General features: G+C 41.1%; 17 protein-coding genes and 2 tRNA genes. 5 read left to right on the top strand and 14 right to left on the bottom strand.

Annotated features, from left to right (window positions below; translation table 11 throughout):
* Positions 1 to 12 precede the first annotated feature (12 nt).
* A complete protein-coding gene (locus tag ACGE0T_RS12145) occupies positions 13 to 1,479 on the top strand; it encodes a catalase (protein WP_459186905.1) in 1,467 nt (488 codons plus the stop codon).
* A 176-nt stretch (positions 1,480 to 1,655) separates the two neighbouring features.
* Here ACGE0T_RS12145 and ACGE0T_RS12150 read toward each other — a convergent pair whose 3' ends face one another.
* From ACGE0T_RS12150 to ACGE0T_RS12170, 5 genes are all read right to left on the bottom strand, one after another.
* Positions 1,656 to 2,636: a fimbrillin family protein gene (locus tag ACGE0T_RS12150; RefSeq protein ID WP_459186906.1), complete on the bottom strand. Its 981-nt coding sequence runs from the start codon at positions 2,634 to 2,636 to the stop codon at positions 1,656 to 1,658.
* A gap of 51 nt (positions 2,637 to 2,687) precedes the next feature.
* Positions 2,688 to 3,683: a fimbrillin family protein gene (locus ACGE0T_RS12155; protein ID WP_459186907.1), complete on the bottom strand. Its 996-nt coding sequence runs from the start codon at positions 3,681 to 3,683 to the stop codon at positions 2,688 to 2,690.
* 178 nt (positions 3,684 to 3,861) lie between these two features.
* Entirely contained in the window at positions 3,862 to 4,659 is a 798-nt protein-coding gene (locus tag ACGE0T_RS12160; RefSeq protein WP_459186908.1) for a DUF6261 family protein, read from the bottom strand.
* 418 nt (positions 4,660 to 5,077) lie between these two features.
* Positions 5,078 to 8,293, bottom strand: coding sequence for a fibrobacter succinogenes major paralogous domain-containing protein (locus tag ACGE0T_RS12165; RefSeq protein WP_459186909.1), 3,216 nt, complete (start codon positions 8,291 to 8,293; stop codon positions 5,078 to 5,080).
* 474 nt (positions 8,294 to 8,767) lie between these two features.
* Positions 8,768 to 9,652: a LysR substrate-binding domain-containing protein gene (locus tag ACGE0T_RS12170; protein ID WP_459186910.1), complete on the bottom strand. Its 885-nt coding sequence runs from the start codon at positions 9,650 to 9,652 to the stop codon at positions 8,768 to 8,770.
* A gap of 101 nt (positions 9,653 to 9,753) precedes the next feature.
* Here ACGE0T_RS12170 and ACGE0T_RS12175 point away from each other — a divergent pair, with 101 nt between their 5' ends.
* On the top strand, positions 9,754 to 13,071 hold the full coding sequence (locus ACGE0T_RS12175) for an AsmA-like C-terminal region-containing protein (protein WP_459186911.1): 3,318 nt from the start codon (positions 9,754 to 9,756) through the stop codon (positions 13,069 to 13,071).
* Here the strand turns inward: ACGE0T_RS12175 and rfbB are convergent.
* Both rfbB and rfbC read right to left on the bottom strand, forming a co-directional pair.
* Positions 13,066 to 14,211, bottom strand: coding sequence for a dTDP-glucose 4,6-dehydratase (gene rfbB / locus ACGE0T_RS12180; protein ID WP_459186912.1), 1,146 nt, complete (start codon positions 14,209 to 14,211; stop codon positions 13,066 to 13,068). The two genes, ACGE0T_RS12175 and rfbB, sit on opposite strands and share 6 nt — an antisense overlap.
* Positions 14,212 to 14,236: 25 nt before the next feature.
* The gene (gene rfbC / locus ACGE0T_RS12185; RefSeq protein WP_459186913.1) at positions 14,237 to 14,794 is read right to left on the bottom strand and encodes a dTDP-4-dehydrorhamnose 3,5-epimerase; all 558 of its coding nucleotides are present in this window, start codon (positions 14,792 to 14,794) and stop codon (positions 14,237 to 14,239) included.
* Positions 14,795 to 14,951: 157 nt separating this feature from the next.
* Between rfbC and ACGE0T_RS12190 the strand changes: the two genes are divergently transcribed.
* Together ACGE0T_RS12190 and ACGE0T_RS12195 are read left to right on the top strand one after the other, a co-directional pair.
* Positions 14,952 to 15,023: transfer RNA gene (locus tag ACGE0T_RS12190), tRNA-Cys, on the top strand.
* A 64-nt stretch (positions 15,024 to 15,087) separates the two neighbouring features.
* Positions 15,088 to 15,159, top strand: a tRNA-Cys gene (locus tag ACGE0T_RS12195).
* Positions 15,160 to 15,263: 104 nt separating this feature from the next.
* On the opposite strand, the gene ACGE0T_RS12200 is transcribed toward ACGE0T_RS12195, so the two are convergent.
* The 7 genes from ACGE0T_RS12200 to ACGE0T_RS12230 all read right to left on the bottom strand — a co-directional run bounded on the left by ACGE0T_RS12200 (position 15,264) and on the right by ACGE0T_RS12230 (position 22,887).
* Complete coding sequence (locus ACGE0T_RS12200) at positions 15,264 to 16,199, bottom strand: ISAon1 family transposase (protein WP_459186914.1); 936 nt, start codon at positions 16,197 to 16,199, stop codon at positions 15,264 to 15,266.
* 22 nt (positions 16,200 to 16,221) lie between these two features.
* Positions 16,222 to 16,587, bottom strand: coding sequence for an ISAon1 family transposase N-terminal region protein (locus ACGE0T_RS12205; protein WP_459186915.1), 366 nt, complete (start codon positions 16,585 to 16,587; stop codon positions 16,222 to 16,224).
* Positions 16,588 to 16,670: 83 nt separating this feature from the next.
* Positions 16,671 to 18,245 carry a reverse transcriptase domain-containing protein gene (locus ACGE0T_RS12210; RefSeq protein WP_459186916.1) on the bottom strand — a complete coding sequence of 525 codons (1,575 nt, stop codon included), beginning with the start codon at positions 18,243 to 18,245 and terminating at the stop codon, positions 16,671 to 16,673.
* 512 nt (positions 18,246 to 18,757) lie between these two features.
* Positions 18,758 to 19,834 (bottom strand): phage/plasmid replication domain-containing protein, encoded by a 1,077-nt coding sequence (locus tag ACGE0T_RS12215; protein ID WP_459186917.1) that lies wholly within the window; start codon positions 19,832 to 19,834, stop codon positions 18,758 to 18,760.
* Positions 19,831 to 20,169: a helix-turn-helix transcriptional regulator gene (locus ACGE0T_RS12220; RefSeq protein WP_459186918.1), complete on the bottom strand. Its 339-nt coding sequence runs from the start codon at positions 20,167 to 20,169 to the stop codon at positions 19,831 to 19,833. The genes ACGE0T_RS12215 and ACGE0T_RS12220 overlap by 4 nt, the downstream gene beginning before the upstream one ends.
* A gap of 386 nt (positions 20,170 to 20,555) precedes the next feature.
* A complete protein-coding gene (locus ACGE0T_RS12225) occupies positions 20,556 to 21,323 on the bottom strand; it encodes a hypothetical protein (protein WP_459186919.1) in 768 nt (255 codons plus the stop codon).
* Positions 21,324 to 21,711: 388 nt separating this feature from the next.
* Positions 21,712 to 22,887, bottom strand: coding sequence for a site-specific integrase (locus ACGE0T_RS12230; RefSeq protein ID WP_459186920.1), 1,176 nt, complete (start codon positions 22,885 to 22,887; stop codon positions 21,712 to 21,714).
* A 132-nt stretch (positions 22,888 to 23,019) separates the two neighbouring features.
* Here ACGE0T_RS12230 and ACGE0T_RS12235 point away from each other — a divergent pair, with 132 nt between their 5' ends.
* The gene (locus ACGE0T_RS12235; protein WP_459186921.1) at positions 23,020 to 24,471 is read left to right on the top strand and encodes a P-loop ATPase, Sll1717 family; all 1,452 of its coding nucleotides are present in this window, start codon (positions 23,020 to 23,022) and stop codon (positions 24,469 to 24,471) included.
* The last annotated feature ends 559 nt before the right edge of the window (positions 24,472 to 25,030 follow it).

A 25,030-nucleotide genomic window follows, 5' to 3' on the forward strand; every position in this document is an offset into this window, starting at 1 on the left:
AAAAAACATCTTATGAACAACAAAAAGCTAACTACTGCTAACGGACGCCCCGTTGCAGACAATCAGAACACACAGACAGTAGGTCCCCGCGGACAAGTGTTACTGCAAGACCCGTGGTTAATTGAAAAGCTCGCACATTTCGACCGGGAGGTAATTCCCGAAAGACGTATGCACGCCAAAGGTTCCGGTGCTTACGGTACATTTACCGTGACTCACGATATTACAAAGTATACTAAAGCTGCCATCTTCAGCGAAGTTGGCAAGAAAACCGACTGCTTTGTCCGCTTCTCTACCGTAGCAGGCGAACGTGGCGCAGCCGATGCGGAACGCGACATTCGCGGCTTCGCCATGAAATTCTACACGGAAGAAGGTAACTGGGATTTAGTAGGAAACAATACCCCTGTGTTCTTCCTGCGTGACCCGTTGAAGTTTCCGGACCTCAACCATGCCGTGAAGAGAGACCCGAAAACGAATATGCGCAGTGCCAATAACAACTGGGATTTCTGGACATTGCTTCCCGAAGCATTGCATCAGGTAACCATTACGATGAGCACACGCGGTATTCCTTATTCTTACCGCCATATGCATGGATTCGGAAGCCATACATATAGCTTCCTGAATGCCAACAACGAACGTATCTGGGTAAAATTCCATCTGAGGACAATGCAAGGCATCAAAAACCTGACCGACCAGGAAGCTGAAGCCATCATCGCCAAAGACCGCGAATCCCACCAACGCGACCTTTTCGAAAGCATTGAAAAAGGGGATTTCCCGAAATGGAAGTTCCAGATACAGCTAATGACCGAAGAACAGGCGAATACGTATCCCATCAATCCGTTCGACCTGACAAAGGTATGGCCCCACAAAGACTTCCCGTTGCAGGATGTAGGTATCCTGGAACTGAACCGCAACCCGGAAAACTATTTCGCCGAAGTGGAACAGGCCGCATTCAACCCGATGAATATTGTGGACGGTATCGGCTTCTCTCCGGATAAGATGTTGCAGGGAAGATTATTCTCGTATGGAGACGCACAGCGTTATCGCCTGGGTGTTAACCTGGAACAAATTCCGGTAAACAAACCTCGCTGTCCGTTCCATGCTTATCACCGCGACGGTGCCATGCGTGTAGATGGCAACTACGGTGCTGCGAAAGGATACGAACCAAACAGCTATGGAGAATGGAAAGACTCTCCCGAAAACAAAGAACCGCCATACAAGGCTAATGGAGACATCTATAATTACAACGAACGCGAATACGATGATGATTATTACAGCCAACCCGGCGCCCTGTTCCGCTTGATGACTACCGAAGAACAACAATTCTTGTTTGAAAACACGGCACGTCAGATAGGAGGAGCCGAACTGTTCATCCAACAGCGTCATGTACGCAACTGCTACAAGGCAGACCCGGCCTATGGTAAAGGTGTTGCCGATGCTTTAGGTATCAGTCTGGAAGACGCACTGAAAGAAACAAGGTAAAAGTTCCCCGGACAGTATTCAGGGGGATGTGTCAAAAAGCTATTACTGAACGCAGATTACGCAGAACACGCAGATTATTTATTGAAAAATATGGTCTGCGTTCTGTCTGCGTAGTCTGCGTTCCCTAATATATGCTTTTGACACATCACCCTGACTTTTTTATACAATCATATGGCTTAAATACCACCGTTTATAGAACCGGAAGAAACAGCATTCCAGTCTGTAATGGTAGGATTGGAAAGACTGATTGCCGTACGGGATATACTCACGGTATACATATATTTGGAACCTGCATTATAAGTTGTCGAAGCTATATTTCCAGTCGGTACCGTGATGGTCGAACCTCCTTCACTCAAAGTAATCTGTACAGTAGGAGTAAACGTTCCCGGCAGAATAACAAAGAAAAGGCTGGTTACTGTTGAACTCAGTGTCGGAGGTGTTGTGGGAGAAACTGTCAATGTATTCGTTGTTGTTCCTGTAGCCGTAATAGCCCCTGTCGACAAAGATATCGTTGAATTACCATCCGATGTATATAGCTTATCGGAAGCACCTCCGGCTAATACACACGATTGTAAAGTAGTGCCGGAAGCGACACTCGCATTAATGGTAAACTGCAACTGAACCAGAGCGAAAGCATGCGTAAAGATAAGTCCCACATTGCCGTTTGCAGGACGTGCAAGCCCGGTTGTACCATAATTATTGGAGATAAGAAAATCCTGTGCCGGATTTACCGTACCTGTCTGAGGCGTCAATGCCGGCAACTTCACACTGGCAGCCGAAGTATTTCCGCTTGCATACGGTGCATAGGCAAGGAATGTATGCGAAGTAGCTCCATCCGCCCAATAAATACCGGTGGCCGGAGCCCATACCGGGGATGCCGGTAATCCCGAAACAGTATAGCTTACATTAACAGCCGGAGCCTTTGCCTGTGGACAGAACAGTCCCAAAGCATCTCCGTTTATCCACGAGGCCTTGCCGGTACCGTCAATGGAGGTTCGCGTAACAGGTTGCACATCTGCAAGCAGTGCCTCAATTCGAATATCTTCACTACCAAGGTCTACACCCGGTTTTTGGCTTCGGTCCCAATCACATCCCGGATCATTACTACATCCCATCAGGGTTATTGCTGTAGCTGCATAAATCATTAGTCGCTTCATCTCATTACTTTTTTTAAATTGAACAATCAATAAGGAAAACACTTTTTTTAATTAAGGAAACCACCGGTCTATTGCCACCGATAGCGTAACAGGTTCTTTCTCCCCTCCTCCGGCTTTGGTACCTCCTAAAAGATTCAAACCGACCGATACCTGATAGACATACATAGTACCGGCTTTAAAAGAAGCCGAACCCGGTAAAACCAGAAAACCTGTATTTTTAGGAAGGATTCCCAATGTGGAAAGTTTCAGGTTGATAGCCGGAGACGGATTTTCATATTCACCGGGAAGTATAAGTACATACACAGAAACAGCCGTGGTCTGGATATTGACTGAAAGAGGGGCAACTCTCAGGAACTGGGAGCAAGTCGTGCTATTATTGGGTGATAAATTAAAGGATTTGGACGAGAGGTTATAACTAACCCTGTTTATATCATTCGTGGTATTAAACATGCCATAAGGACCGGTTCCCCCCTGTGCATTTCCGCCACGGACAATCAATGAATCGAGTACATAAGGATTCAAAAGGCTCAGAACACTCATTTTAATATCGAACCGCAGCAGGGCAAAGTTATGGCTCATCGTAAGACCTACACTGGTACTGCTGCTTCGTGTCTGGGTTGTAGCAACAGGCGTTACCAGCATATCGCAGGCGGCATCCGGAACGGTGGATACTTTTTGTTGATTTAATACAGGAATGGCAACGGATAATCCCTGGCTGGAAACCGTATACGGGTAATAGGCGTAGAATGTATGTATGGAAGTATTATTGCGCCAGTAAACAGGAGTTGTAGTTCCCCACAATGTTCCATCATATAAAAAAGCGACATTATTGCTACCGGTCAACGTTTCAAAAACACCTATCCTGTCGCCTGCGGTAAACGCTGCTTTGCTTCCTGTCATGCTTGTCCTCGAATAAACTTCCGCATCGAATACAGGAGCCGAAACCGATAAACGGACTGTTTCCTCCACCCATAGTTCATCTTTGCCGGAACAGGAGATAAACCCCAGAGTCATCAAGACAAGATATATGCCAATCACACGTTTCATACCAAGGCGTTTAGTCCTTATAGAACAACCCATGGCCTAAAAAGTTAAGGTTTTAAAGACAATAAAAAACAATTGACAGTTGACATGTGACAGTTGACAGTTATTGGCAGCTTTCAGCCGGTTTGTATACCGAGCGCGAAGCCCAACTGTCAACTGTCACTTGTCAACTGTCACCTGATTAAAGTTCTGTGGGTTTATCTCCATCACTGCCCCCTCCGGCATCGGGATTGGGTCGGTTGCTGCTGCCGCCATCTGTTTTGCCACCTTTACCTTTTCCATGACGTAGGGAGACAGATACACGAAATTCGTCTATCATGGCGTTCCACCAAGTGAAAAGTTCCAGATATTTGCTGTCGCCATTCACCAGAGCAAGGGCATTCAGGGCTTCCACTAATACATCATAAGCGGCGTAAAATGCCGGGCGGGTTTCTTCGGATTTCTGCGGGGTGTTGCGCTGCCCGGATTCGGTGCGGCGTGCATCGGCGAGGGAGGCACATTCGGCGTTTGCTTTCTTGAGTTCGCCAATCCATGCGGTCAGGCCAAGGGTGGCGAAATCCGCTTTCATTACATCCGATTCGGCTGCCTGTATAAAGTTTTCCGTCATACCCGTCTGGTCGTTGAAACTGAGTTGGGTGGTGTTTTTATATGTGTCGGCGAAAGGAATCAGCCGTTTGGCAGCCGTTTGTTTGTCGGCTTCGAAATGGTTGGCGAAAGTGCGTATCTGACCGAGGATGGCAGATTGCAGCGAATCTCGTTTTTTGTCGGCAGTGCTCATCTCTGAGGTCAGTGCACTTTTGGAGAGTTTGACCAGACTGTCGTCGTAAGCCTGCAATCCCTTTTGAAAGTTTTCAAAAGGGATGGTTACACCTAAAGCGGATACTCCCGCTGTTTGGATTTGCAGTTCGATGGCACGCCCTGCTGCCAGCCATTCATTGTTTCGTAACCTTGATTTGGGAATTGTTTGAATTTTAGCCATGTAAATCATGTTTTAAATAAATATTTTATAATAGAAATTGCTTCGTAGGCCAGCGAAAGTAGGATATAGCACTATTTTATACCTCCGCAGACGTGCGAAGGGGTTTCATAGCACTATTTTGTGGTTTCGCTGTCGTGCGGAGTGATTTTTTAGTGCTTTTTATGCTTCCGCAGGCGTGCGAATGGATTTTATAGCGCTATTTCATGGTCTCGCACGCCTGCGGATATATAAAATAGTGTTATGTTCTGATTTCGCACGCCTGCGGAATGGAAATATGGTGCTGTTTTCTACTTTTGCTTGTGAGCGAAGCTATTTTGCAGCACTGCATCCTGCTATTGAACACCTCCGGAGAGGTAAATCAGATTTTCGAATGCGGTCGGCAATCGAAGAACAATCTTAGCTAATACGCCAACTTTTTTTATTCTTTTAAACAGCGGACAGAGAAGCAGCTCGCCCTGAGGCTCGTCTTCTGGTTCAACGTAGCACTATTGAAGTGTACGCGGCTGGCGCCCGTACTACCTGACGGAACCGACGACGACCAATAGAAGCCGTAGGAACCCTGATCGACGGACGCACCGGAATCGAAGTAGCGATAGCCCGCAGCAGGCAAAACGAGCTGAGGGTAGCCGCTCTCTGCATTTACTTTGAATAAACCGCCGCTGTTATCATAACTGGTCGCATTCCCGATAGACCATAGTTCATCGAATGTCGGTACACGATAACCCGGAGGACAAGGGTCGTTTACACCTTTACTGCTACCGTTCCACAAAGTGTTATTTTGAGGAGTTAACCAGTCGTTAGTGTTGTTGGGCGCCTTATAAAAGGTATTATTATTAGGTCTGGAATTACTTATAGGACCGGAAGCGGTAGAACCACCATGATTTGTATAATCATAACGTCCCCACTGGTAGAGATTGCCGGTTCCGGCTACTGTTCCGGGACTTTTTCCGTCGCCAGCCTGAGCCACGCGGGTTGCACCGCAATTAACGGGAGCCCAATAATAAGAACCTTTCCTGATAGCTGTATAATAAGGACTACCACCTCCGGCTGGATACCGGATATAAGACGCACCACGCCAAAGGGTATACGATTTAATAGTTGTGCTGTTCTGCTTAATATTCATTACAGCCCTGTGAAGCTGGTAAGCCGCATCCGTTCCGCTTGAACCGGTCACAACTATGTTGTAAGTGTATTTACGGCGGTTATTAACGATCTCCGTTTTTGCCAGTTTGGAACTGTTTAGCCAGGTATTTCCCCCGTTCTTTGAGGAACAATAATTGCTATCGTAAGAAGTTGATAATGCAGGGGCGGCAAACATGCTATAGAACGATACCGTCATCGTTTTACCTCCTGTTCCCACGCGATAACCGTCCGATGTATATTGATCATAATTTGCAAGGTTGGATGCTATCCACGCATTGGCTTCGGTAAAGCTGACTTTTACCTCTACGACCTTGGTTTCATCCCCGCTGTTTATTATGCGGATAGTTTGTTCGCCGGGAACCGCTGTCGGGAAACTGCTTTTCGATGGGTCTAACTTTACGGTGTAAGAAAAAAGATTGGTACTGCTGTTTGTCGTTTCATAAGTCAGCCAGTCGGGACCGGAGATTTTGGAACCGCCCACACTCTTTCCGGTAATGGTAAAAGAAGGAACCGAGTAATTCGCTTCAGCATGGAGGGCTACAGTTGCTGCGGAACTCAGAACCGGCATTGCCGGGAGCGGTTTTACGTAAAGCACGTTGTCGAATCCGGATTCCGTATCGGTAAAGTGAACAATTGCATCAGGGCAAAGGTCTTTGTCATAGCCCGGTTTCACTGAAACAGCATAGCTCTTTCCTTCTACGGTTGCCCTTGTCAATTCAGGCAGCTCGTTTACATCCAGCCAGTCGTACAGCTGCATTTCCGAGCCTCCGGCATACTCTTTACTCATAGTAAGGGGAGCTTTGCTGTTAATCAGTACATTGAAACGGTAATTGTCCGTAGCTTCGATACCCACCGTACGGCTTGTTTCCGTATAGAGGACTTTGCCATTCATATCCTCGGGAATAATAACGGATATGGGTGGCGCCTGTGTTACCCGAAGGATGCTTTCGTCTCCGGTTATTCTGTCCGTAAATCGGAAAACCGCTTTTGGATAGATTTCCTTGTCATACCCTGATTTCACTGAGATGGTATAGCGATAGCCGCCTGCCGATGCTTTGGTTATCTCTGTGGGAGCGCTTATTTCCAGCCAGTCGCAGTCCTGTGCGGCGGCGCTTCCTGTATAATTCTTTGTAACATCCAGTGGCATGTTATTACTAACCAGTACATCAAAAGAGAACCCTCCTTGGGCTTCTATGGCAACGGTACTGGTTTCTTCCGTATAGTCGACCCTGTCTTTCATATCGTCCGGTATAATAACCGACAGCGCGAGTGCATTGCCGTTTCCGGACGGGTTGTAGTCGTCAACATTGCCGGCGTCATCCCAATCTGCCACATCCAGCGTAAAGTCCAGATGATATTCGTCCGCTTTAGTGATACCGATGGTATACCGGTGGTTGGGGTTGATTTCCAACTCAACGGAGCCTCCATCGGAGGTTTGTTGCTTGAAAGGAATCTGATAAGTTACCTCTTTCTTCTCCGTCAGGTTTACCTGATAAGTACCGTTCAGAATCAGGAAACCTTCATCTTCCAACAAACTTGGATAACTGTAGAAAGCGGATACCTGCAAGCCTTTATTTGCATTCTCTCCTTCAAAAGCACTTGCCGGGTAAGTAATTAACTCCCCGTCTGCTGCTGTGGCAGCACCATATACCTTAACCGGAAAGAAGGTCGTTCCTCTCCGTCCGTTGCCCATCGAGATAGATTCCAAATGGAATTTAGAGCCCTCCTCTATATTGCTTACATCAAAGCGAGCCATTGTGCGGGTCAGTTTAAAGCCTACCTGCACACGGGCGGAAGAGGCGAAGTCTGTCAAGTCTATAGGGGTCGTTTGTGCGCCTGTCATCGGGAGGGGTAAGCCTAATGCCGGGGAGGCATTAGCCAGTAGTGGGGAATGGTATTTCTGAAATTGTAGTTCAGTTGGGATACCGTCTGTCAGGAGTCCCGTTTCCATATCGTAAGTAAGCGGAGCAAAATAAGTATCTGCTACTATATTGCCATCAACAGGATTAATCAAGTCTGTTTGGTTGGCAATGCAATAAAGGCGAACGAATAACCCTTTTTGGAGTTCCAGTAATGCTGTAGTAGTAGCATTATCCGTACTTGGTGTAAGGTTAAGTTCTTTTGCTCCTGCCGGAAGTGCCGAACCGTCCTGCCGGTAAGCGAACCGTTCACGGAAGGTATAAGCGTCGCCTTCTGTCTTGGCTCCGAAAACATAAATATCCAATGTAGCGATTTCGTTCTCCATTTCGGTGGCAATAGGAACATCTGCTTTTGTCTCTGTTTTGGTTGTTTTCACTGTGAGTTTGTTCTTAAAAGAAAGAAGTACTTCGCGTTTGTTAGCACTGTCTGTTCCGCCTGTGGATGTGCGGTCTGTCTTGTCTGCCTCTGCCGTACAGGAGGCAAGCAGCACGGCAGCAAGTAGATATATACTTGCCGCGAGTGCCTGTACAAGTCTGATAGAGGGACATAGATCTTGTAGTTCTGTTTTCATCTTCATAGATATTTAATTGTTTATGTTTGTTATTACCCTATTCCTGTTGTCTTTAATCCGCGTTTATTCGCGCAATCCGCGTCAAAAATGAATTTGCGTCTGATTACTATCCAATTGGGTAGTTTACAAAAAATAATATCGACAGTTCAATTAAGACTACGTTAAAAATTAGGATATCTTAATAAATTTCATGCCGTGAAAGTTGTTGAGATTCATAAATTCTCAGGATTTTGAGAATTTTACGTAAGCAATAAGCTTTAATAATCAAAGGATTATGGTATTAATATGTAGTAATATCTTTATATATTTGTGAAATCTTAACGTAGTCTTAATTGGACTAAACAATCTATTTTAGCGTATTAATCCGAAAAGCTCCGGATATCCCCCATTTCGGTAAATGCAGTCTTCCGTGCAATGTGTTATAAGAAAGTAGTTAGTCTTGGAATGTCAAGGTTATGATTAAAGAAACAGGAATCACCCTTGTTTCATCATATACCGAATGAAACTCTCTTCCACACCTCCGCTCTGCCCCTGCAACTGAATAAAAGAGAACATCCGCTCGGCTGAGAAATTTTCCACATCTATTACTTTTAATTGACCGGACATCAGTTCGCGTGTTACGGCACGGACAGATATGATGGCAAGCGTATCCGAATTCTCTATAAAGGACTTGATACTTTCCGTACTGCCCAACTGCATACGTACGTTCAACTGGGTCATTTTTATCTGATGTTTTGCCAAGGTGTCTTCCAAGACATTCAGCGTACCGGAACCGTTTTCACGCAAAACGAGTGGCATGCGGCATAGTTCTTCCAGTGTCAACTCATCATAACGGGCAAAAGAACTGCCAGTATGCGCTACAACCACCAGTTCGTCTTTCATAAAAGGTTGGTAACGCAGCGTATTCTGGCGGATGTTGCCTTCCACCATTCCCAATGTTATCTTTCCATCATATAGAGCCTGTTCTATATCTCGGCTATTACCGTTGAGCAAAGTAATGCGCACATCCGGGAACTTACGGATAAAAGAAGCAAGCACGGGAGGCAAAACATATTGGGCAATAGTAGTACTGGCACCAATGGACAATTCGCCGGAAAGGTTGTCCGTCAGCAGATTCATCTCGAACTCCATCTGCCGGTAAGCCGATAACAACTGGTTTGTATGGGAAAGAAGCAACTCGCCGGCAACAGTCAGGGCTATCTTATTCCCCGTCCGGTTGAAAAGAGGAATCTTGTACTGGATTTCCAGTTCGTGTATATGTTTGCTGATGGCAGGCTGGCTGATAAACAACTCCTTCGATGCTTTAGTAAAACTCAGGTTGGTTGCTACACTGTGAAATACCTTTAAACGGAAATCCATACGCTTTATGCTTTTTAATCCGACAATGAAGACAAAGATACTGCATTATTTAATACCTTTGTACCACAGAACATGTAGAAAAATAAACTTGCATTCGTACTATGAAACGTTATAAGAAAGGACTTATTATAACAGCCGTCACACTGTTATCTTTATTTTTTATTATACCGTCTATCCTTTTCGCCGTACTAAACTGGGGTGTACTGCCTCCAGAGAAACTGACACCTCTCGTCATCGAACAAACAAACAAGTTCCTTGAAGCGCATCTGGAATGCGAACGAATAGAACTGACCTACTTCGAAACCTATCCTTATTTAGGGGTCAAACTTACAAACGGACGACTGATTTCCCACATGGCAAAAGACTCGCTGACGGTAGAAGAGCCGGACGAAGACATGGTTATGTCTGTCGACTCGCTGTTCAGTTTCCGCCATGCAACACTGTCCATACAACCGTTGGACTACTTGTTTGGCGGCAAGGTCACAATTAAAAATTTCTCTTTGGACACTCCCCGCTTCTTCGGATATGTGAATGAAAAAGGTGCTGCAAACTGGGATATTTACCAAAGCGAAGACACCACTGGGAGCGAGACTCAGCTCCCTCCCATCGACATACAGAGAGTACGTATAAAAGACGGTTTCTTCGTTTACGACGACCGGCAAGCGGAAACCTTTGCCGAGGTAAGCGGCTTCTTCCTGAAATTAGATGGCTCGCTTACGGACGGACAAAACAAGCTGGATGTGGAAACAAAAACTGCCTCCATCCTGTTTGAAAGCCCGGGATATACGTTAAAGAATGATTTAGCCCTCCAATTCAAGAGCCGCCTCCTGCTGGCAGACAATTATAATTCGGTAACGCTCGAGGGTGCAGAACTATTAATCAATAATCTGCCATTCACCACAAACGGTTCCGTAGTGAACCTGCCGGATGAAAAGCGGATGAGAATAGACCTCGACATGGGGATGAAGATTTCGGATATGAATGACCTGCTGGCATTTATTCCCGATGCGTATTTCCAGAACCGGGACAAAACGATAGCCAAAGGCTCTATCCTGCTGGAAGGAGATATTCATGGTTTCCTGAGCGACAGTATCTTCCCCAAAATAAACCTATGCTGTAAAGTGGAGAACGGTTCGTACCACATCAAAGATATCAAACATGGCATCGACACTCTCCAAATGGACATGGATATCCACTTAAACGGGGAATATCCGGACTCCTCTTTTATTTCTTTGGAAGAGTTGACAATGAAGGGCCTGAATACTTCTCTCACCATGCAGGGAGAAGCAACCAACCTACTTAAAAATCCAGCTATCCAGGCAAAGATGAAAGGTAACGTGGACTTTACCCGCCTGTGCAAAGAGTTCCTGAATCCGGATACCTTACTGGTGGAAGGTTCCATGAATGCGGATTTCTCTACAAAGTTTACATTGAACGATGTATTGGACAGCCGCTTCAACAAAATCCAGGCAAACGGTAGTCTGAGGGTAGATTCCCTGAAAGCATTCAGCCAACCGCTGGCTATGGATATATTTGTAAACGGTGCACGCTTTGCCATCGACTCTATGCGCAAGGACAGCAGCCGTTACCTGAAGCAGAAAGACTTACTTGGTTTTACAATGTCCATCGACAGCATGAATGTGAAATATCAGGAAGATATTCGGACCAACATCAGCCAACTGGTAATGAAGGCACAGACCTCGCCTGTAATAGATACAACGGCTGTTATACCGATGACAGGCAGTATTGCCTTCAACCAATTACGGACACGCATGCAGGATTCGACTTGGTTAGTTACCGGTCGCACTGTTTTAGAAGGGGGCATTAAAGCTTCCGCCTCTAACAAACAAATACCTACAGCCGCTGCAAGAATCACGGTCGATACATTAAAATATATCAGTATTCCGTTACGTTCGGGAGTCGTATTGACAAGCAGCAAATTTGTTATTGAAGCACTCCCTTACCGGGATGCCCGCAAACAGATGATGGCATACCGTACGCGTAGGGATTCTACCCGCCGCGATTCAACCTCTTTGGCTGTCAACCGTGCCAGACGCAACAGGACAACAACAACAGACAGCACAGCTAATGGTTCGCTCCTGCGTAAGTGGGAAGCACGGGGAAGTCTGTCTTTCCAGCAAATGCGTGGATTCAGCCGCCTCTTCCCTCTTCCATTGAGAATGGACCCGACGACATTGAAGTTTAACACGAATAATGTAACTCTTACAGATGCCTGTCTCCATGCAGGAAAGAGTAATTTCACCCTGAGTGGCGAAATAAGCCAAATACGACGGGCTATGCTTAGAGGCGGAAAACTGACAGGTAAGTTCAACCTCACTTCCGATTACATCGATTGCGACCAACTGATGAAAGCCCTGAACAAAGGTATCGAGTTCTCCGAGAAATCGGCAAATAACTCAGACCTGGCAGGAGTGACCGATGAGAATATTGCCACAATAGATACACATGTTGAAGAAGCAATCGCCGAAACGAAAGCCGATACAACCAGCCAATTGTTTATCATCCCCGCATTCCTGGACGTCACTCTCAATACGAATGCTAAAAAGATAGACTTCGACGACTTGAAACTGGAGAATGTCCAAGGAGAAGTGGTCATCCGCGACCAAAGCATCAACCTGAACAAGCTGAACATGCACTCCAATATCGGCTGCGGACATCTCACAATGGCTTACACGGCAAAAGACAAAACAGGAGCTACCACCGGCTTCGACCTGGATATGGAAGATATACTGGTGGATAAACTGATCGGTTTATTCCCGGCTATCGATACGCTGGTTCCTATGTTGCGCTCATTTGAAGGTGTAGTAGACTGCCAGATGTCTGCTACCTGCAAGATAGACTCGACCATGTCTCTTATTCTTCCGTCGCTAAATTCCGCTTGCTATCTGAATGGTAAGAATATGGTGCTTCTGGATGGCGAAACCTTCACTGAAATATCTAAAACGCTGATGTTTAAAAACAAAAAGCGGAATATTATAGAGCATATTGCTGTAGACTTTACGATAAAGGACAATAAAATAGATGTGTTCCCCTTCTTGATAGAAATGGACCGCTACCGGGTGGCAGTCGGTGGTACGCACAACATGGATATGACATTCAATTACCATCTGTCGGTTCTTAAATCGCCCGTTCCGTTTAAACTGGGAATCGATATCACCGGCAATCTGGATGATTTCAAATACAAGATAACCAAATGCAAATACAAGGATATCTTTAAGCCGGCCAGAGAAGCAGAAATGGATAGCATACGTATAGACATCCGCAAAGAGATACGTGCAGCCATCCGTAAACAAATAGAAGAGGCTGCACCGGAATTATCGGGCAGCCTCGAGGTAAATAACGTTCCTATGCATCAGCATGAGGACGAACAGCAGGAACCGGACCGGGGAGTTTTATAATTCCCGTCCGGCGTACATGCGTTCGTAATATTTCATATAATCTCCTCCGGTTATCTCTTCTACCCATTTCTGGTTTTCCAGATACCAGCGGATTGTTTTTACGATACCTACTTCAAAAGAGGTTTCAGGAGTCCATCCCAGCTCATTCGTAATTTTTGTCGGGTCGATGGCATAACGCTGGTCGTGTCCGAGACGGTCTTTAACGAAGGTGATAAGGTCTTCATTTATCCAATCGATGGATATTTGCCCGTCGGCTCCGATTTCCTGTTTCTTTAATACCTTACGGTATTCGGGATTCTCGGTCATCAACCGGCGGATGGTTTGAATAGTCAGTTTTACGATTTCGATATTCTGCTTTTCATTATGACCGCCTACATTATATACTTCTCCTTCCCTACCCTGGTGGATTACCATATCAATGGCTTTGCAGTGGTCTTCCACATACAACCAGTCTCGAACATTCGAACCGTCACCATATACAGGAAGCGATTTGCCTTCCAGAATATTCTTTATGATTAGCGGAATCAGTTTTTCCGGGAAGTGGTACGGTCCGTAGTTGTTGGAACAGCGGGTAATGCTTACCGGCATTTTATAAGTTTCGGAATAAGCCTTGACAAAGAGGTCCGAACTTGTTTTGGAGGCACTGTACGGGCTGCGCGGGTCCAACGGAGTAGTTTCATGGAAATAACCTTCCGCTCCCAGACTACCATATACTTCATCGGTAGATACCTGATGGAAACGCACGCCTTCACGCCATTCGGGATAACCGGTAGCTCCCTTTCCCGTTACCCAGGCTTTGCGGGCTGCATCCAATAAATTCTGGGTTCCCAATATATTTGTAAGCAGGAATAACTGCGGATTCTCGATACTACGGTCTACGTGGCTTTCTGCTGCAAAATTCACTACATAGTCGAAGTTATACTTTGCAAACAGTTCGTCGGCCAAAGCACGGTCGCAGATATCTCCTTTTACAAACTCACAACGCTTTCCATCGATATCGTCTGCAATTGTTCCGAGATTACCGGCATAGGTCAGTAAGTCCAACACAACAATCTTGATGTCCGGATACTTTGCCAGCATATACTTAATAAAATTGGCTCCAATAAAACCGGCAGCACCGGTAACCAGGTAAGTCTTCATATCTGTATTTCTTTAGTTTGTATTTTTAGAACGTAAAGTTTAATTCCGCATCTTTCAATAGAGGGGCATTCCGGTCTTTATCCGACAAATTTACAACAGCAGGGTCTGTGATTCCCCAATCCACTCCAACGGAAGGATCATCGAAACGTATGCCTCTTTCATGTGAGGGTGTATACGGATTATCTACTTTATAAGTAAAAACAGCCTCATCACTTAATACATGGAAACCATGGGCAAACCCTTGCGGAACGAAGAACTGACGTTTGTTCTCTCCTGATAATTCCACTGACACATATTTACCGAAAGTAGGCGAACCAACACGTAAATCTACAGCCACATCCAAAACGGTTCCTTTTATCACCCGCACCAGTTTAGACTGTGAATAAGGTGCCAACTGATAATGCAGGCCTCGCAACACTCCTTTCGATGAACAGGACTCGTTATCCTGTACAAAATTAATTTTGCCGACATGTTGTTCAAACTCTTCCTTCTTCCAGGCTTCCATAAAATACCCGCGTGCATCTTCAAACACTTTAGGTTCAATAATCCATACTCCGGGGATTTCTGTTTCTATATACGTCATTTCTTTTTTATTATATGATAACGGAGGACAAAGTAACTGCTTTTTCCTTAGTCCTGCAACCTTTCGTTCTTGGAAAAAGACGCAAAAACATTTGCATATTCCAAACATATTATTTTACTTTGCACTCGCTAAACGGAAAGGCTGTTTGGTAAATGATGGTTCCTTGGATGAGTGGCTTAGTCAGCGGTCTGCAAAACCGTGTACGGCGGTTCGAATCCGCCAGGAACCTCAAAATAATAGATAATTATTCTTCTTAATTTTCAATTATCTATTTTTCAAGTTTTAATAAAGCCGGTTCCTTGGATGAGTGGCTTAGTCAGTGGTCTGCAAAACCATGTACGGCGGTTCGAATCCGCCAGGAACCTCAAAGAAACCTCTGAAACTACTTGTAATAAGGTGTTTCGGAGGTTTTTCTTTTTTGGAGGGGCGGAAATAGGGGCTCATACCGAAATTCTGAGGGGATTAAATTTTAAGCATAAATATTAGCAAGCCTGAATAAGAAAAAAGTGACATCCCTCACCCCTCTGAGTTGTGCCCTGAAAGCTTTAATTTTAGCATTGAAGGATTCACTTGCAGCATTGGTTGATCGTCTTCTAAAAAAGGCAACAATATTTAAGTAATGTGCTTGTATAGTCCTGGCTACAGTTCCAAAAGAAAGAAAACCGGATCTGTCTACCTCGTCATACCAATGTGCCAGGCGTGTCAAGGCAATATCTGCCGATTTTACCTGGTGATATATCAAGCCCAGCCTCATGCTTAAGTAATAGGCTTTCTTAATATCGGGATATTCCCGGAAAAGAATCCTGGCCCTTTTTCTTTGGCTCTCAGACCAAAGTTCATCTTTCTTGAATAAAAGGTACCGGCTTCTTGCCAACAGTTGTTTGCGGCTGTCCCCATTCTCAAATGTTTCAGGGACAAAGGGCTGACCGGATGTTTTTGCATAGGTAAGCTCGACCATTTCTTTATCCAATGCCTCCCATCGTGCCTTTATACGCATTTCCTGTACAGCTTCAAAAGCGAGCTTCTGAACATGAAAACGGTCGATAACCTGTTTGGCGGCAGGAAAACAAACACGGGCTATCTGAGCCATATTGGGAGCCATGTCCAAGGTGATTTCACGAACCTGAAAACGCCTGCGACGGGAAAGTTTGAGCAATACTTGAGAAACCTTTTCTGCGGATGTACCTTTAACCATGGCGATGATGGTACCTTTTTTACCTTTCGCATCTTTGTTTATCAGGATTGTATACAACTCTCCTGAAGAAAGAGCTGTTTCGTCCAGCCCGACATAGGGCCCTATGTTTTTCTCGAAGAGAATCCACTCTTGGGCATGGGAACGCTGTTCCCAATTCTTAAAATGACTCAGATGATTTTTGTATTGCGACTCCAACTGTTTAGCATCCATCCTGTAATGATCCGCCAAAAGACTAATGCTTAGAGCTCGAGAGTCGATCCAATGCTTTTAAAAAAGACGCAAACTCTGTCGTTATTTGCGTTCCTTCTGCCACTAATTTCCAATTGCGGCTTACATATTTACCTGTACGGTGATTGAACCAGCGACGTTTCTTGATAAACAATAAACAAGTACGACCACGCATCGGATAATCGTGCATCCTGACTTGTTCATAAAAAACCTTGCTCTCTAATTTATCTGTTGTATATTCCGTGGGATGTATATTCTTCTCTTCAAAGTATATTTCTACCTGAGCTGGCTTTTCTTGGAAATCTGACAACTCAAAATAATCGAACATTCCATCTGGAAAGATAAAACGAAGAAATTCATCGTAACTCATTGCTTTTCTTTTTTACTCAGGCTAAGATACGATTTATTATTTTAATCCCTCAGGATTTCGGTATGAGCCGAAATAGGGGCGAACTATTGGATTAATGCCCACTTTATTATTATATTTTCCATTATGTCATTGTTTGGGTTTAATCCACTTTTAATAGACTTAAGAAAGAAATTCCTTTCTTCTTTAGGTAAAATCTTAGTGGCAATCAATAAAGCATATTGAGTCCACTTGTCAAGTGTATTATAGCTTTCTTTTAAGGTAGATATCCAACCTGAAAGTTCTGGATTATTCGCACTTGCAAGCAAAATCTTCCGTTGTTCTTCTTTGGTAACTTTTTTATAACTACTTATTAACTTTCCTGTATGATTCAATCGGGGATTTCTAACAAATAGATTCAATAATGTTATTTTAAAGTATTCAATGTTTGCAATTGAGGTGTGTTCCAATAAATTTAGTATTGTTTCTCCTATTTCCTTCCAATCTGAGGTGTAGTTTTCCGCACAAGAATTTATATATAAACAAACGTCATTTAAAGCAGGGATTAATTTGTCGATATTATTGATTGAGAACTCAACGGCATGAGGCAATCCGATTTGGCTGAGTCGTCTATAAAACCATCGAATTCTGCTAAAATTTGGATCTTCTGAGTTTAGATATTCTTCAAGTAATAAAATGATATTTTCTTCTGATAATATAGATAAATGGTCGACTGTTATATCCGACAACTTGATTCTCGTATATGCATTTCCTCCAGAATAAGAACGAATTATATCAAGAATGATTTCTTCTTTCTCATTGATAGGATTGTCCATCAACATATTTTGAGTATGCTCATAAAAGTCTTTGATTTTGTAAATTTTAGTTTTTCCTCTTTGTAAAACAAGTCTTTGCTGTTTGTCTAAAATATCTGCAATATCATATAAGATGTTTTTGGCTTTAGATTCGCTTTCGCAAAAAACAACAATATCATCAACATATCTTATAAATGAATATCCTTTAGCATTAAGGGTGTTATCGAAAGGAATAAGTGACATTTCTGCTAATAAATGAGTAGCATGAGGGCCAATAGGAATTCCTCTTGATATTTTAGCCGTTCCCATCCCCAACAAGTCCATTATTTGCTTCTTTACTGGATTCGGGATAGCACTTTCGTTTAGTTGGTTCTCTATTGTATGATGATATATTTGATTGTAAAAATCTGAAATATCGCAATATAATACATATGGATATTCTTCATCTATTTCATCCTCGCCAATAAGACAATGTCTCTTGCATTTGTTCCAGAATTCATACCAAGCGTTATTAGTTGAATATAATGCCCCGTCTCTATTTGGATGAAAGCGGTAGCTTATAGCATTAGAAATTCTTCTTCTCTCAATGTTTTGCCCATATTCATAGATGAGGGATAGTAAAATAATATTATCAATGGGGTTTAGCTGAGTAGCTAATCGGTATGAGATTTCATCTTTAGGAATTAAAAATCGTCTATGGCTATTCCATTTGTAATTTGAAATATCAATATTGAGACATGCAGAAATGACTTCTTCTTTCATTTCTGATATAATATCAATTTCAATAGGTTTGGGGTATAAATCAGTATCGCTTTCTTTCAGTAAATGATTTATCGCCCATTTTATAGCATCTTCTTTCAGTTTCATATATTGTAATAATTTGTTCGTTTATAATATCTATTGTTATTAGCCTAATCTATTCCTTTATTTTTGATTTACAACGTTTTTATATCGAAAACGTAGCCGAATAAGCCTGCGGGAATAAAAGGCGAAATTTGGCTCAAAATATACTTCGTAAGCCCTCTTTCTAAGGCTTCGTTCCACTCAGCCTTAGAATTACTGCGTTTCCCATGATACGGCATGGCTGGTGACAATCCAACACCTATATACATTCGTTTGCGTATATACACCAACCAATATTATAATTGCACTTCTCCATTGTTCTTTGCGCTTCTATTGCACATCACTACTGATATGCCCAATGCGCAATGCCACCCAATTATATAGTAGTTGTTCTGTACACTCTTTATTGTATTTCCATATTACACAAATACAAAGAAGGGCTTTATATTACGCAACATATATTTCTCCAATTACAAATACTCTTATATCCCCATTCCCTTAGTATAGGGGTTTCTTTATATACAGAGTAACTATTCCTACTTGTTATTGCTACTCGTAACTCCGCAGACACTTTTTACCAAAGTCGGGAAATGAGCGGAATCATCTTTTATACTTTGCCGCAGCAAAGCCAATATAATATCTCCCCGCAATACTTTTTTGTTATACTCTTCGGAGGAAGGGTATTTATCAAAAGCTGCAATAAACTCACGATAAGCTTTGCTTCTTGCCGTTTTTAATGCACCGTCACTACCCCCTTTGCAGTACGCCAGATAGGAATCAAGGACTCTTTTATATTTCTCTGCAAACAACTCAAACTCGTCCACGTTCTCAAATGATTCTATTTGGTCAAATCCAATTAAAGAAGTCAAAAATAGATATTCTTTGGGAGTCATTGAGTTATTTTCTTCCAAAGCATTCATAATAACAATATCGTTTACATTCTTTGCCCAAAACTCATACAAGTTAGAATAGTTTATGTGCAAATCGCCAATAGTTTTTATAAATCCCATATGACTTTGAGTGAACGCCTTTTTGTTATCAAGAGTGAATTCAATCCGTAAGATATGATTACCTTTGGCTTGCATAACACCAATGGTTTCTCTTAATTCTTCATTCTTTGCTGCAACTTCGGTAGTTTTATCATATATTTTCAAATGCTTGCAACTACCATTAAAATAAACGGTTTCGTCCAAAACATTATCTCTATCGTACAAGTGATAATCAACTATTTTAGGAATGATTTCTTTGCATGAAGTTTTTATTTTTACATTCAATCCTATTTCGCATTGAGTAAATTTCGTTTTACCCAATTCGGAGGGGTGTATATTCAGAGCTTCCGCAAGTTTGAGTACCACCTTTTCAAAATCAGAAGCGGTTAAATCTCTGAAAGTGGATTTACCATAGAGCCAGTTTCTAAGACTTCCCGAAACAACAACCTTCTTTTTGTCTTCTTTATTAACGCCAACAAACAAAGAGTGGTCTCCTTTCCTGGAGGAACGAGGAAGTCTATATTTGTCCCAATCGGATTCTTTTTTGATTAATTCTCTTTGAGGTCTGCAATTATCAAGGCCTCCTGAAAAATTACTGAATCGAATGACTATCTTATCAATCATAGTCCTTGCTTTTTAAGATTTTCCATATACTCGTCAATATCTTGCTTCCTAAACATTACACTCTTTCGCCCCTCTATCTTCACTGAAGGGAAATTGTCATAAGTCCTCATACGATATAGGGTAGATGCCGATATTTCAAGCATACTACAAACGTCTTTTGAGGAAAGCAAATCGGATGGTGCTCTTTCTCTCTTCTTCTCCTTCTTTAGCTCTTTGATTGTCAGCTCTGTTATTTGGGTTTGAATCTCAAATAGCTTTTCTGTCATTACTAAAATCCCCTTCATATAAGCTTTTTGCCTGCGAAGTAACTTTTGAATATCTATGACCTCTTTCATTAATCGTATATTGCATTTTGTTTATCGATCAAATATAGTCAATCTGAATGATATAAACAAAAAAAGACTACCCAAAAAGCAGTCTTTGAAACTATAAGCCAAAAATTTAACAATTGAATCAATTAGGGACTTGATAAATACGATCCATAAAGTTCTTCTTATTGCAACTAAACTCAAAAGTAAAACTCATTGATGCTTTTTCTTGTAACTTGTTTTCTACATAATATTCTAAACTATTTTCTACAATCACTGCCTTTATAAGATATTTCCCCTTTTCAAATAATTCAAAATAGGGATTGTAGTATAGACTTCCTTCAATATCACAGTATATTGATTCAGCATTATCTCTATCAATACTATTTAATTTGCGTTTTAGTTCATCGGGATTAGTTATACTCCACTTTTTCGTCTTTTTGTCTTTGGAAGCATTGAATTCGATAATTGTCCTGTATCTTGTCGTTTTTTTGAGTTATGCGTAAATTAGCTTTTGCCAAAACAATCAGCGTTGTATCTAATTGATTAAATTGTAAAGTGGCATGATTTTGGACGATAGCATTACTTTTTATATACTCCCATAGTACTTTTTGAGTTGAAGTAAATGTGATAGAATCTTCAGGTATAATAAGCTCCAGTGTTTTATCTTTTGAAATAATGCAATTAAATGTGTAATCAATATTTTCATACCAAGCAATATGCTTGTCGCTGCGAAAGCCATCTACACATCGAGCCATTTCTGCTATATCAAGAGTGATTTCAGGTTTATTACTCAAAGCGTGAAAGCCAAACGAACCTCCATTTATTGCTAAAACAAAGGTATCTTGCTCTTTGACTAAGTTGGCTTTCATTTTCTCTTGTTGTCTCTTTTGTTCTATTTGCTTCTGTTTTTCTTGTGCTTTTTTCCAAATTGCATCAACTGTATCGTGTTCTTGAATCGTAAATCCAGCATTTTTGAGAGCAAAGTATGCCATTTCCGTACCATAGTTATAGTACAAATCTAAGATGAAATTTTCTGCATAATCGAGATGATCATCCAATTTTGCAAGGATTCTATCAGCAACATCTCTGCGATTTTGAACAACCTCTGCATTTGCATTAGCAAATAATGATAACATTTTCGGATTATTCCGACAAGACAAACCTATTTTCTTTGCCATTGTAGGGGTAACTTTCGGGCTTTTTGTTTTGGTCTGACAGAATGCTACTGTTCCTAAAGTTATGAATAGGAAAATACAAAAGAATCTTCTGAAATTTATATTTTTCATATTGCTCGTTTGAGCCTTTCGCAACCTACAAAGGCATTATACAAAAAGAGAAGCGGACTGCCGTCCACTTCTCGTAAGGTATCGCCAAACACCTGCACACAAATAGACGAACAACCCGCCCTATGGCGAGCTACTCGTACCAAAGTGTGCTCTTTATTGTTCAAATTGGCGATTTTTACGAGAAAGGCACTTCTTATTTTCCACAAAAACGTTCCGAAGAACATCGCAAAGGTAATAATACTTTTTGTCTTTGTATGCTATCTTTTTATAAATCTACGTTTTACCCAAAGGTTTTTATTTCTTTTGCCGATTCGACTGCAATAGATAAATCATATTTCAGATAACGCATTGTCATATCAATACTTTTATGTCCCAAATATTTTGAAATGGTGAATATATCTACCTTATCCTGAACCAAATGAGTTGCAAAAGTATGTCTTCCGCAGTGATAGGTTATATGCTTCTCAATTCCAGCCATTTCAGTGAGTTTAACAAGGGGCTTGTTCACGGTTGGTTCGGCAAATCCGTAAAATACATTCTTTGAACTACCGAACAAGCTTTTTCCTTCCGAAAGCTCAAGCACTACTGCACGAGCCATTGTAAACAAAGGAGTTATTACTTCTGACTTGGTTTTTATCATCTTCTTTTTGATAATTTTATTTTCAAAGTCGATATGCTTCCACTTCAAATCTATCACATCCGAAAAACGCAAGCCACAATAACAAGCAAATAGATACATTTGCAGGACCTGGTACATTGTCGAAGAGTGTGAGAACTGCGAGCGAAGTTTTCTCATAGCATCCAGTTCCTCATGGTCAAGATATATCTCTTTTGTATTGGCTTGCGGAATTTTGAACCAATTGTAGGGATTCTTGATTTGAATATCATGCTTTAGCATATCCAAAATAACAGTTCGCATGTTTTTATGCTTTGGGTTCCTACCGCCTGATGAGTTGCCATTTACTTCTTTCATATGGTCGTCAAACTCCTCTATGAAAGAAAGAGAAATATCTGAAAGCAAAAATTCTTCTCGAAACTCTTTCAGTACATTGTAAGTAGTCATATACACTCGGATAGTTTCGGGGTTCAATCCCTCTTTCCGTTTTCGTTCTACAAAATCAAGATAGTAGGTATAAAAGGATTGACTTTCAGGTTTTACTTTTCTTTTTCCTGAATAGAACTCCTTAACCAAATCCATGGTTAATTCCTGCCCGTCTGCCAATGCTCGGTTAATATGAAGGTCTAAGTCTTCACGCTTCTTATTAAGCTGGATTAGCAAAGCCTTATCTTTTGGCTCCTTCTTTTTATCATCCCAACGCTCTTTTTGAATGTCAATTCCTGTCGGAACTTTAGTCCCTTTATCTCGCACTCGGATTCTTAAGTATATTGGATATTTACCGTTCCGTTTCATTGGTTTATCCGTCCTAATCCAATTTATAATAGAATATTCTGCCATGATATACGATTTGATTTACAATTTCCATGTACTAATGGTAGTTACTTTGTCAATGCGGACAAAATTTCTGCAAAAAAAGTTGTAGAAAAATACATAATCACTATCTTTGCCACTATCTTTAAATAATACTTTATGAATGCACTAAAAGAAATTTCTGACAATTGGAAGTTGGAGGCTAAGCAAGAAAATAATTTAAGATATTTTTTTCATGTTAATGAAGCGAGAAAAATATTAGATGGGGATAAGTTTTATGTTATTGGTAGAAAAGGTAGTGGTAAATCGGCTATTAGTCAATATATTTTAAGCCTATGCGAACAAAATGCTCAAGCTGGATATAGAATATTCACAGAACCTCTTTCTTTTAAAAATTTCCCATTCAATGAATTATATGCTTTGGAGAATGGAAAATATACTAAGCCCAACCAATATATAACAATTTGGAAGTATATCATTTATTCGTGTATATGTCGATTGATGGTAAAAAATCAACAGATTGAAAGTGAATTAAGAACTCTTTTAGAAAAGCTGTATCCTCCAACTACAATAAAGTCACTTTCTCGGCTTATTGAGAATTGGACAACAAAAGAATTTGGTGCTCAAATATTGGGGTCTGGTGGTAGTCTTAAGGTGGATAAAATCTCTAAATTTGAAACTTTATCATGGATTGAAAAAACAAATATATTGGAAGATATAATTGAGGAATATATTGATGATTCAAGTTATTATATTGTTTTTGATGAATTAGATGAAGATTATAGAGATTTTGAAACTCAAGAGGAACGCACGCAATATGTTAATTTAATAACAAGTTTATTCAAGGCAGTACAGGACATTAAGTCTATTTTTAAAGAAAGAAAACGAGTTATTTGTCCAGTTATATTTTTGCGAGATGATATTTATTTATTAATCAAAGATACAGATAAGAATAAATGGGGGGATTTTAAAATTGCTTTGGAATGGGATGAACCAAAATTAAAAGCTATGTTGGCTTATCGTATATCAAAAGCAATAAATGAAAACGGAGAAATTTTATCTTTTGAGAAGGCTTGGATGAAAATCTTTTCAGGACAAACTATAAATTTAGGTGGTAATTATAAAAAGAAAACTGATCTATTCAATTATGTGACATTAAGTACTCAGTTACGTCCAAGAGATTATATAAAATATATTCAAGTATGTGCTGAAAAAACGATACAGGACGGAGACTCAAAAATAACAGCTGAAACGGTTAAACAAGTTGATAAAGGATTTTCGAATTATCTAAAGGAAGAGATTATTGATGAAATTCATGCTCAACTGCCAGATATACAAATAATCTTTTCTATCATTTCACAAATCCGTAAATGGAATTTTACCATAAAAGAATTTAAAGATACATATATGCAATACTACAATAAGGGAACTGTAAAAAATGGTAATGTGGATTACATATTACAAATGCTGTTTGACTTTAGTATTATTGGAAATAGACCCAAAAATCGTTCTATTTCATTTTTTAGATATATAAATTCTGAAGCCAGATTCAACTTTAATGAAAATATTGTCGTTCATAGAGGATTGTTTAAAGCATTGCAAATTTTGTAGGGGCGTATATAGGGGCGGAAAATTTGCAATAATACGACTTTCTTTGAATTATGGTTTGATATAAATACTTTTTTTATTGATAATTATGAAGATTATATCAATCAAATAAAGTCACGAGAAATCAAAGTGAGCTTCGCCAGGAACCTCAAGAAAAACTCCGGTAGATTCTTATCCAAAAGATTTACCGGAGTTTTTCTCATTTTGACAAAAAGACAAATAATCCAGCCCAGGCTCGCTTGTACGGGGCAAAGTTCGAGAGACATAACCAATACGCTGCTCTCACGAGGTTTAGCTTTACCAATTTATCGCTGAAAACAACACTAAGCTTACTAATTGAATACGACACTGAAATGTATTTACCAAATGCCAATAATGCTACATCCACATTTTCCTAAAATTCACTTCTAAACATTTTGTTGCATTTTACGGGGAATAACAATCTATTTAACATCTGCATCCGGTTTGATTTTCTTACCATTCCAGAACGGCTATCCTGCCTGATAACATCCAAAAACAAAACATATATGCTTTGAAATCGAAACATACATGTTTTGAAGTC

It is taken from the genome of Parabacteroides sp. APC149_11_2_Y6 (assembly GCF_054506995.1).

Coding starts and splice junctions, on each gene's coding strand:
- ACGE0T_RS12145 (WP_459186905.1), top strand. CDS start 13: ATGAACAACAAAAAGCTAACTACTGCTAACGGACGCCCCGTTGCAGAC.
- ACGE0T_RS12150 (WP_459186906.1), bottom strand. CDS start 2,636: ATGAAGCGACTAATGATTTATGCAGCTACAGCAATAACCCTGATGGGA.
- ACGE0T_RS12155 (WP_459186907.1), bottom strand. CDS start 3,683: ATGAAACGTGTGATTGGCATATATCTTGTCTTGATGACTCTGGGGTTT.
- ACGE0T_RS12160 (WP_459186908.1), bottom strand. CDS start 4,659: ATGGCTAAAATTCAAACAATTCCCAAATCAAGGTTACGAAACAATGAA.
- ACGE0T_RS12165 (WP_459186909.1), bottom strand. CDS start 8,293: ATGAAAACAGAACTACAAGATCTATGTCCCTCTATCAGACTTGTACAG.
- ACGE0T_RS12170 (WP_459186910.1), bottom strand. CDS start 9,652: ATGGATTTCCGTTTAAAGGTATTTCACAGTGTAGCAACCAACCTGAGT.
- ACGE0T_RS12175 (WP_459186911.1), top strand. CDS start 9,754: ATGAAACGTTATAAGAAAGGACTTATTATAACAGCCGTCACACTGTTA.
- rfbB (WP_459186912.1), bottom strand. CDS start 14,211: ATGAAGACTTACCTGGTTACCGGTGCTGCCGGTTTTATTGGAGCCAAT.
- rfbC (WP_459186913.1), bottom strand. CDS start 14,794: ATGACGTATATAGAAACAGAAATCCCCGGAGTATGGATTATTGAACCT.
- ACGE0T_RS12200 (WP_459186914.1), bottom strand. CDS start 16,199: ATGGATGCTAAACAGTTGGAGTCGCAATACAAAAATCATCTGAGTCAT.
- ACGE0T_RS12205 (WP_459186915.1), bottom strand. CDS start 16,587: ATGAGTTACGATGAATTTCTTCGTTTTATCTTTCCAGATGGAATGTTC.
- ACGE0T_RS12210 (WP_459186916.1), bottom strand. CDS start 18,245: ATGAAACTGAAAGAAGATGCTATAAAATGGGCGATAAATCATTTACTG.
- ACGE0T_RS12215 (WP_459186917.1), bottom strand. CDS start 19,834: ATGATTGATAAGATAGTCATTCGATTCAGTAATTTTTCAGGAGGCCTT.
- ACGE0T_RS12220 (WP_459186918.1), bottom strand. CDS start 20,169: ATGAAAGAGGTCATAGATATTCAAAAGTTACTTCGCAGGCAAAAAGCT.
- ACGE0T_RS12225 (WP_459186919.1), bottom strand. CDS start 21,323: ATGGCAAAGAAAATAGGTTTGTCTTGTCGGAATAATCCGAAAATGTTA.
- ACGE0T_RS12230 (WP_459186920.1), bottom strand. CDS start 22,887: ATGGCAGAATATTCTATTATAAATTGGATTAGGACGGATAAACCAATG.
- ACGE0T_RS12235 (WP_459186921.1), top strand. CDS start 23,020: ATGAATGCACTAAAAGAAATTTCTGACAATTGGAAGTTGGAGGCTAAG.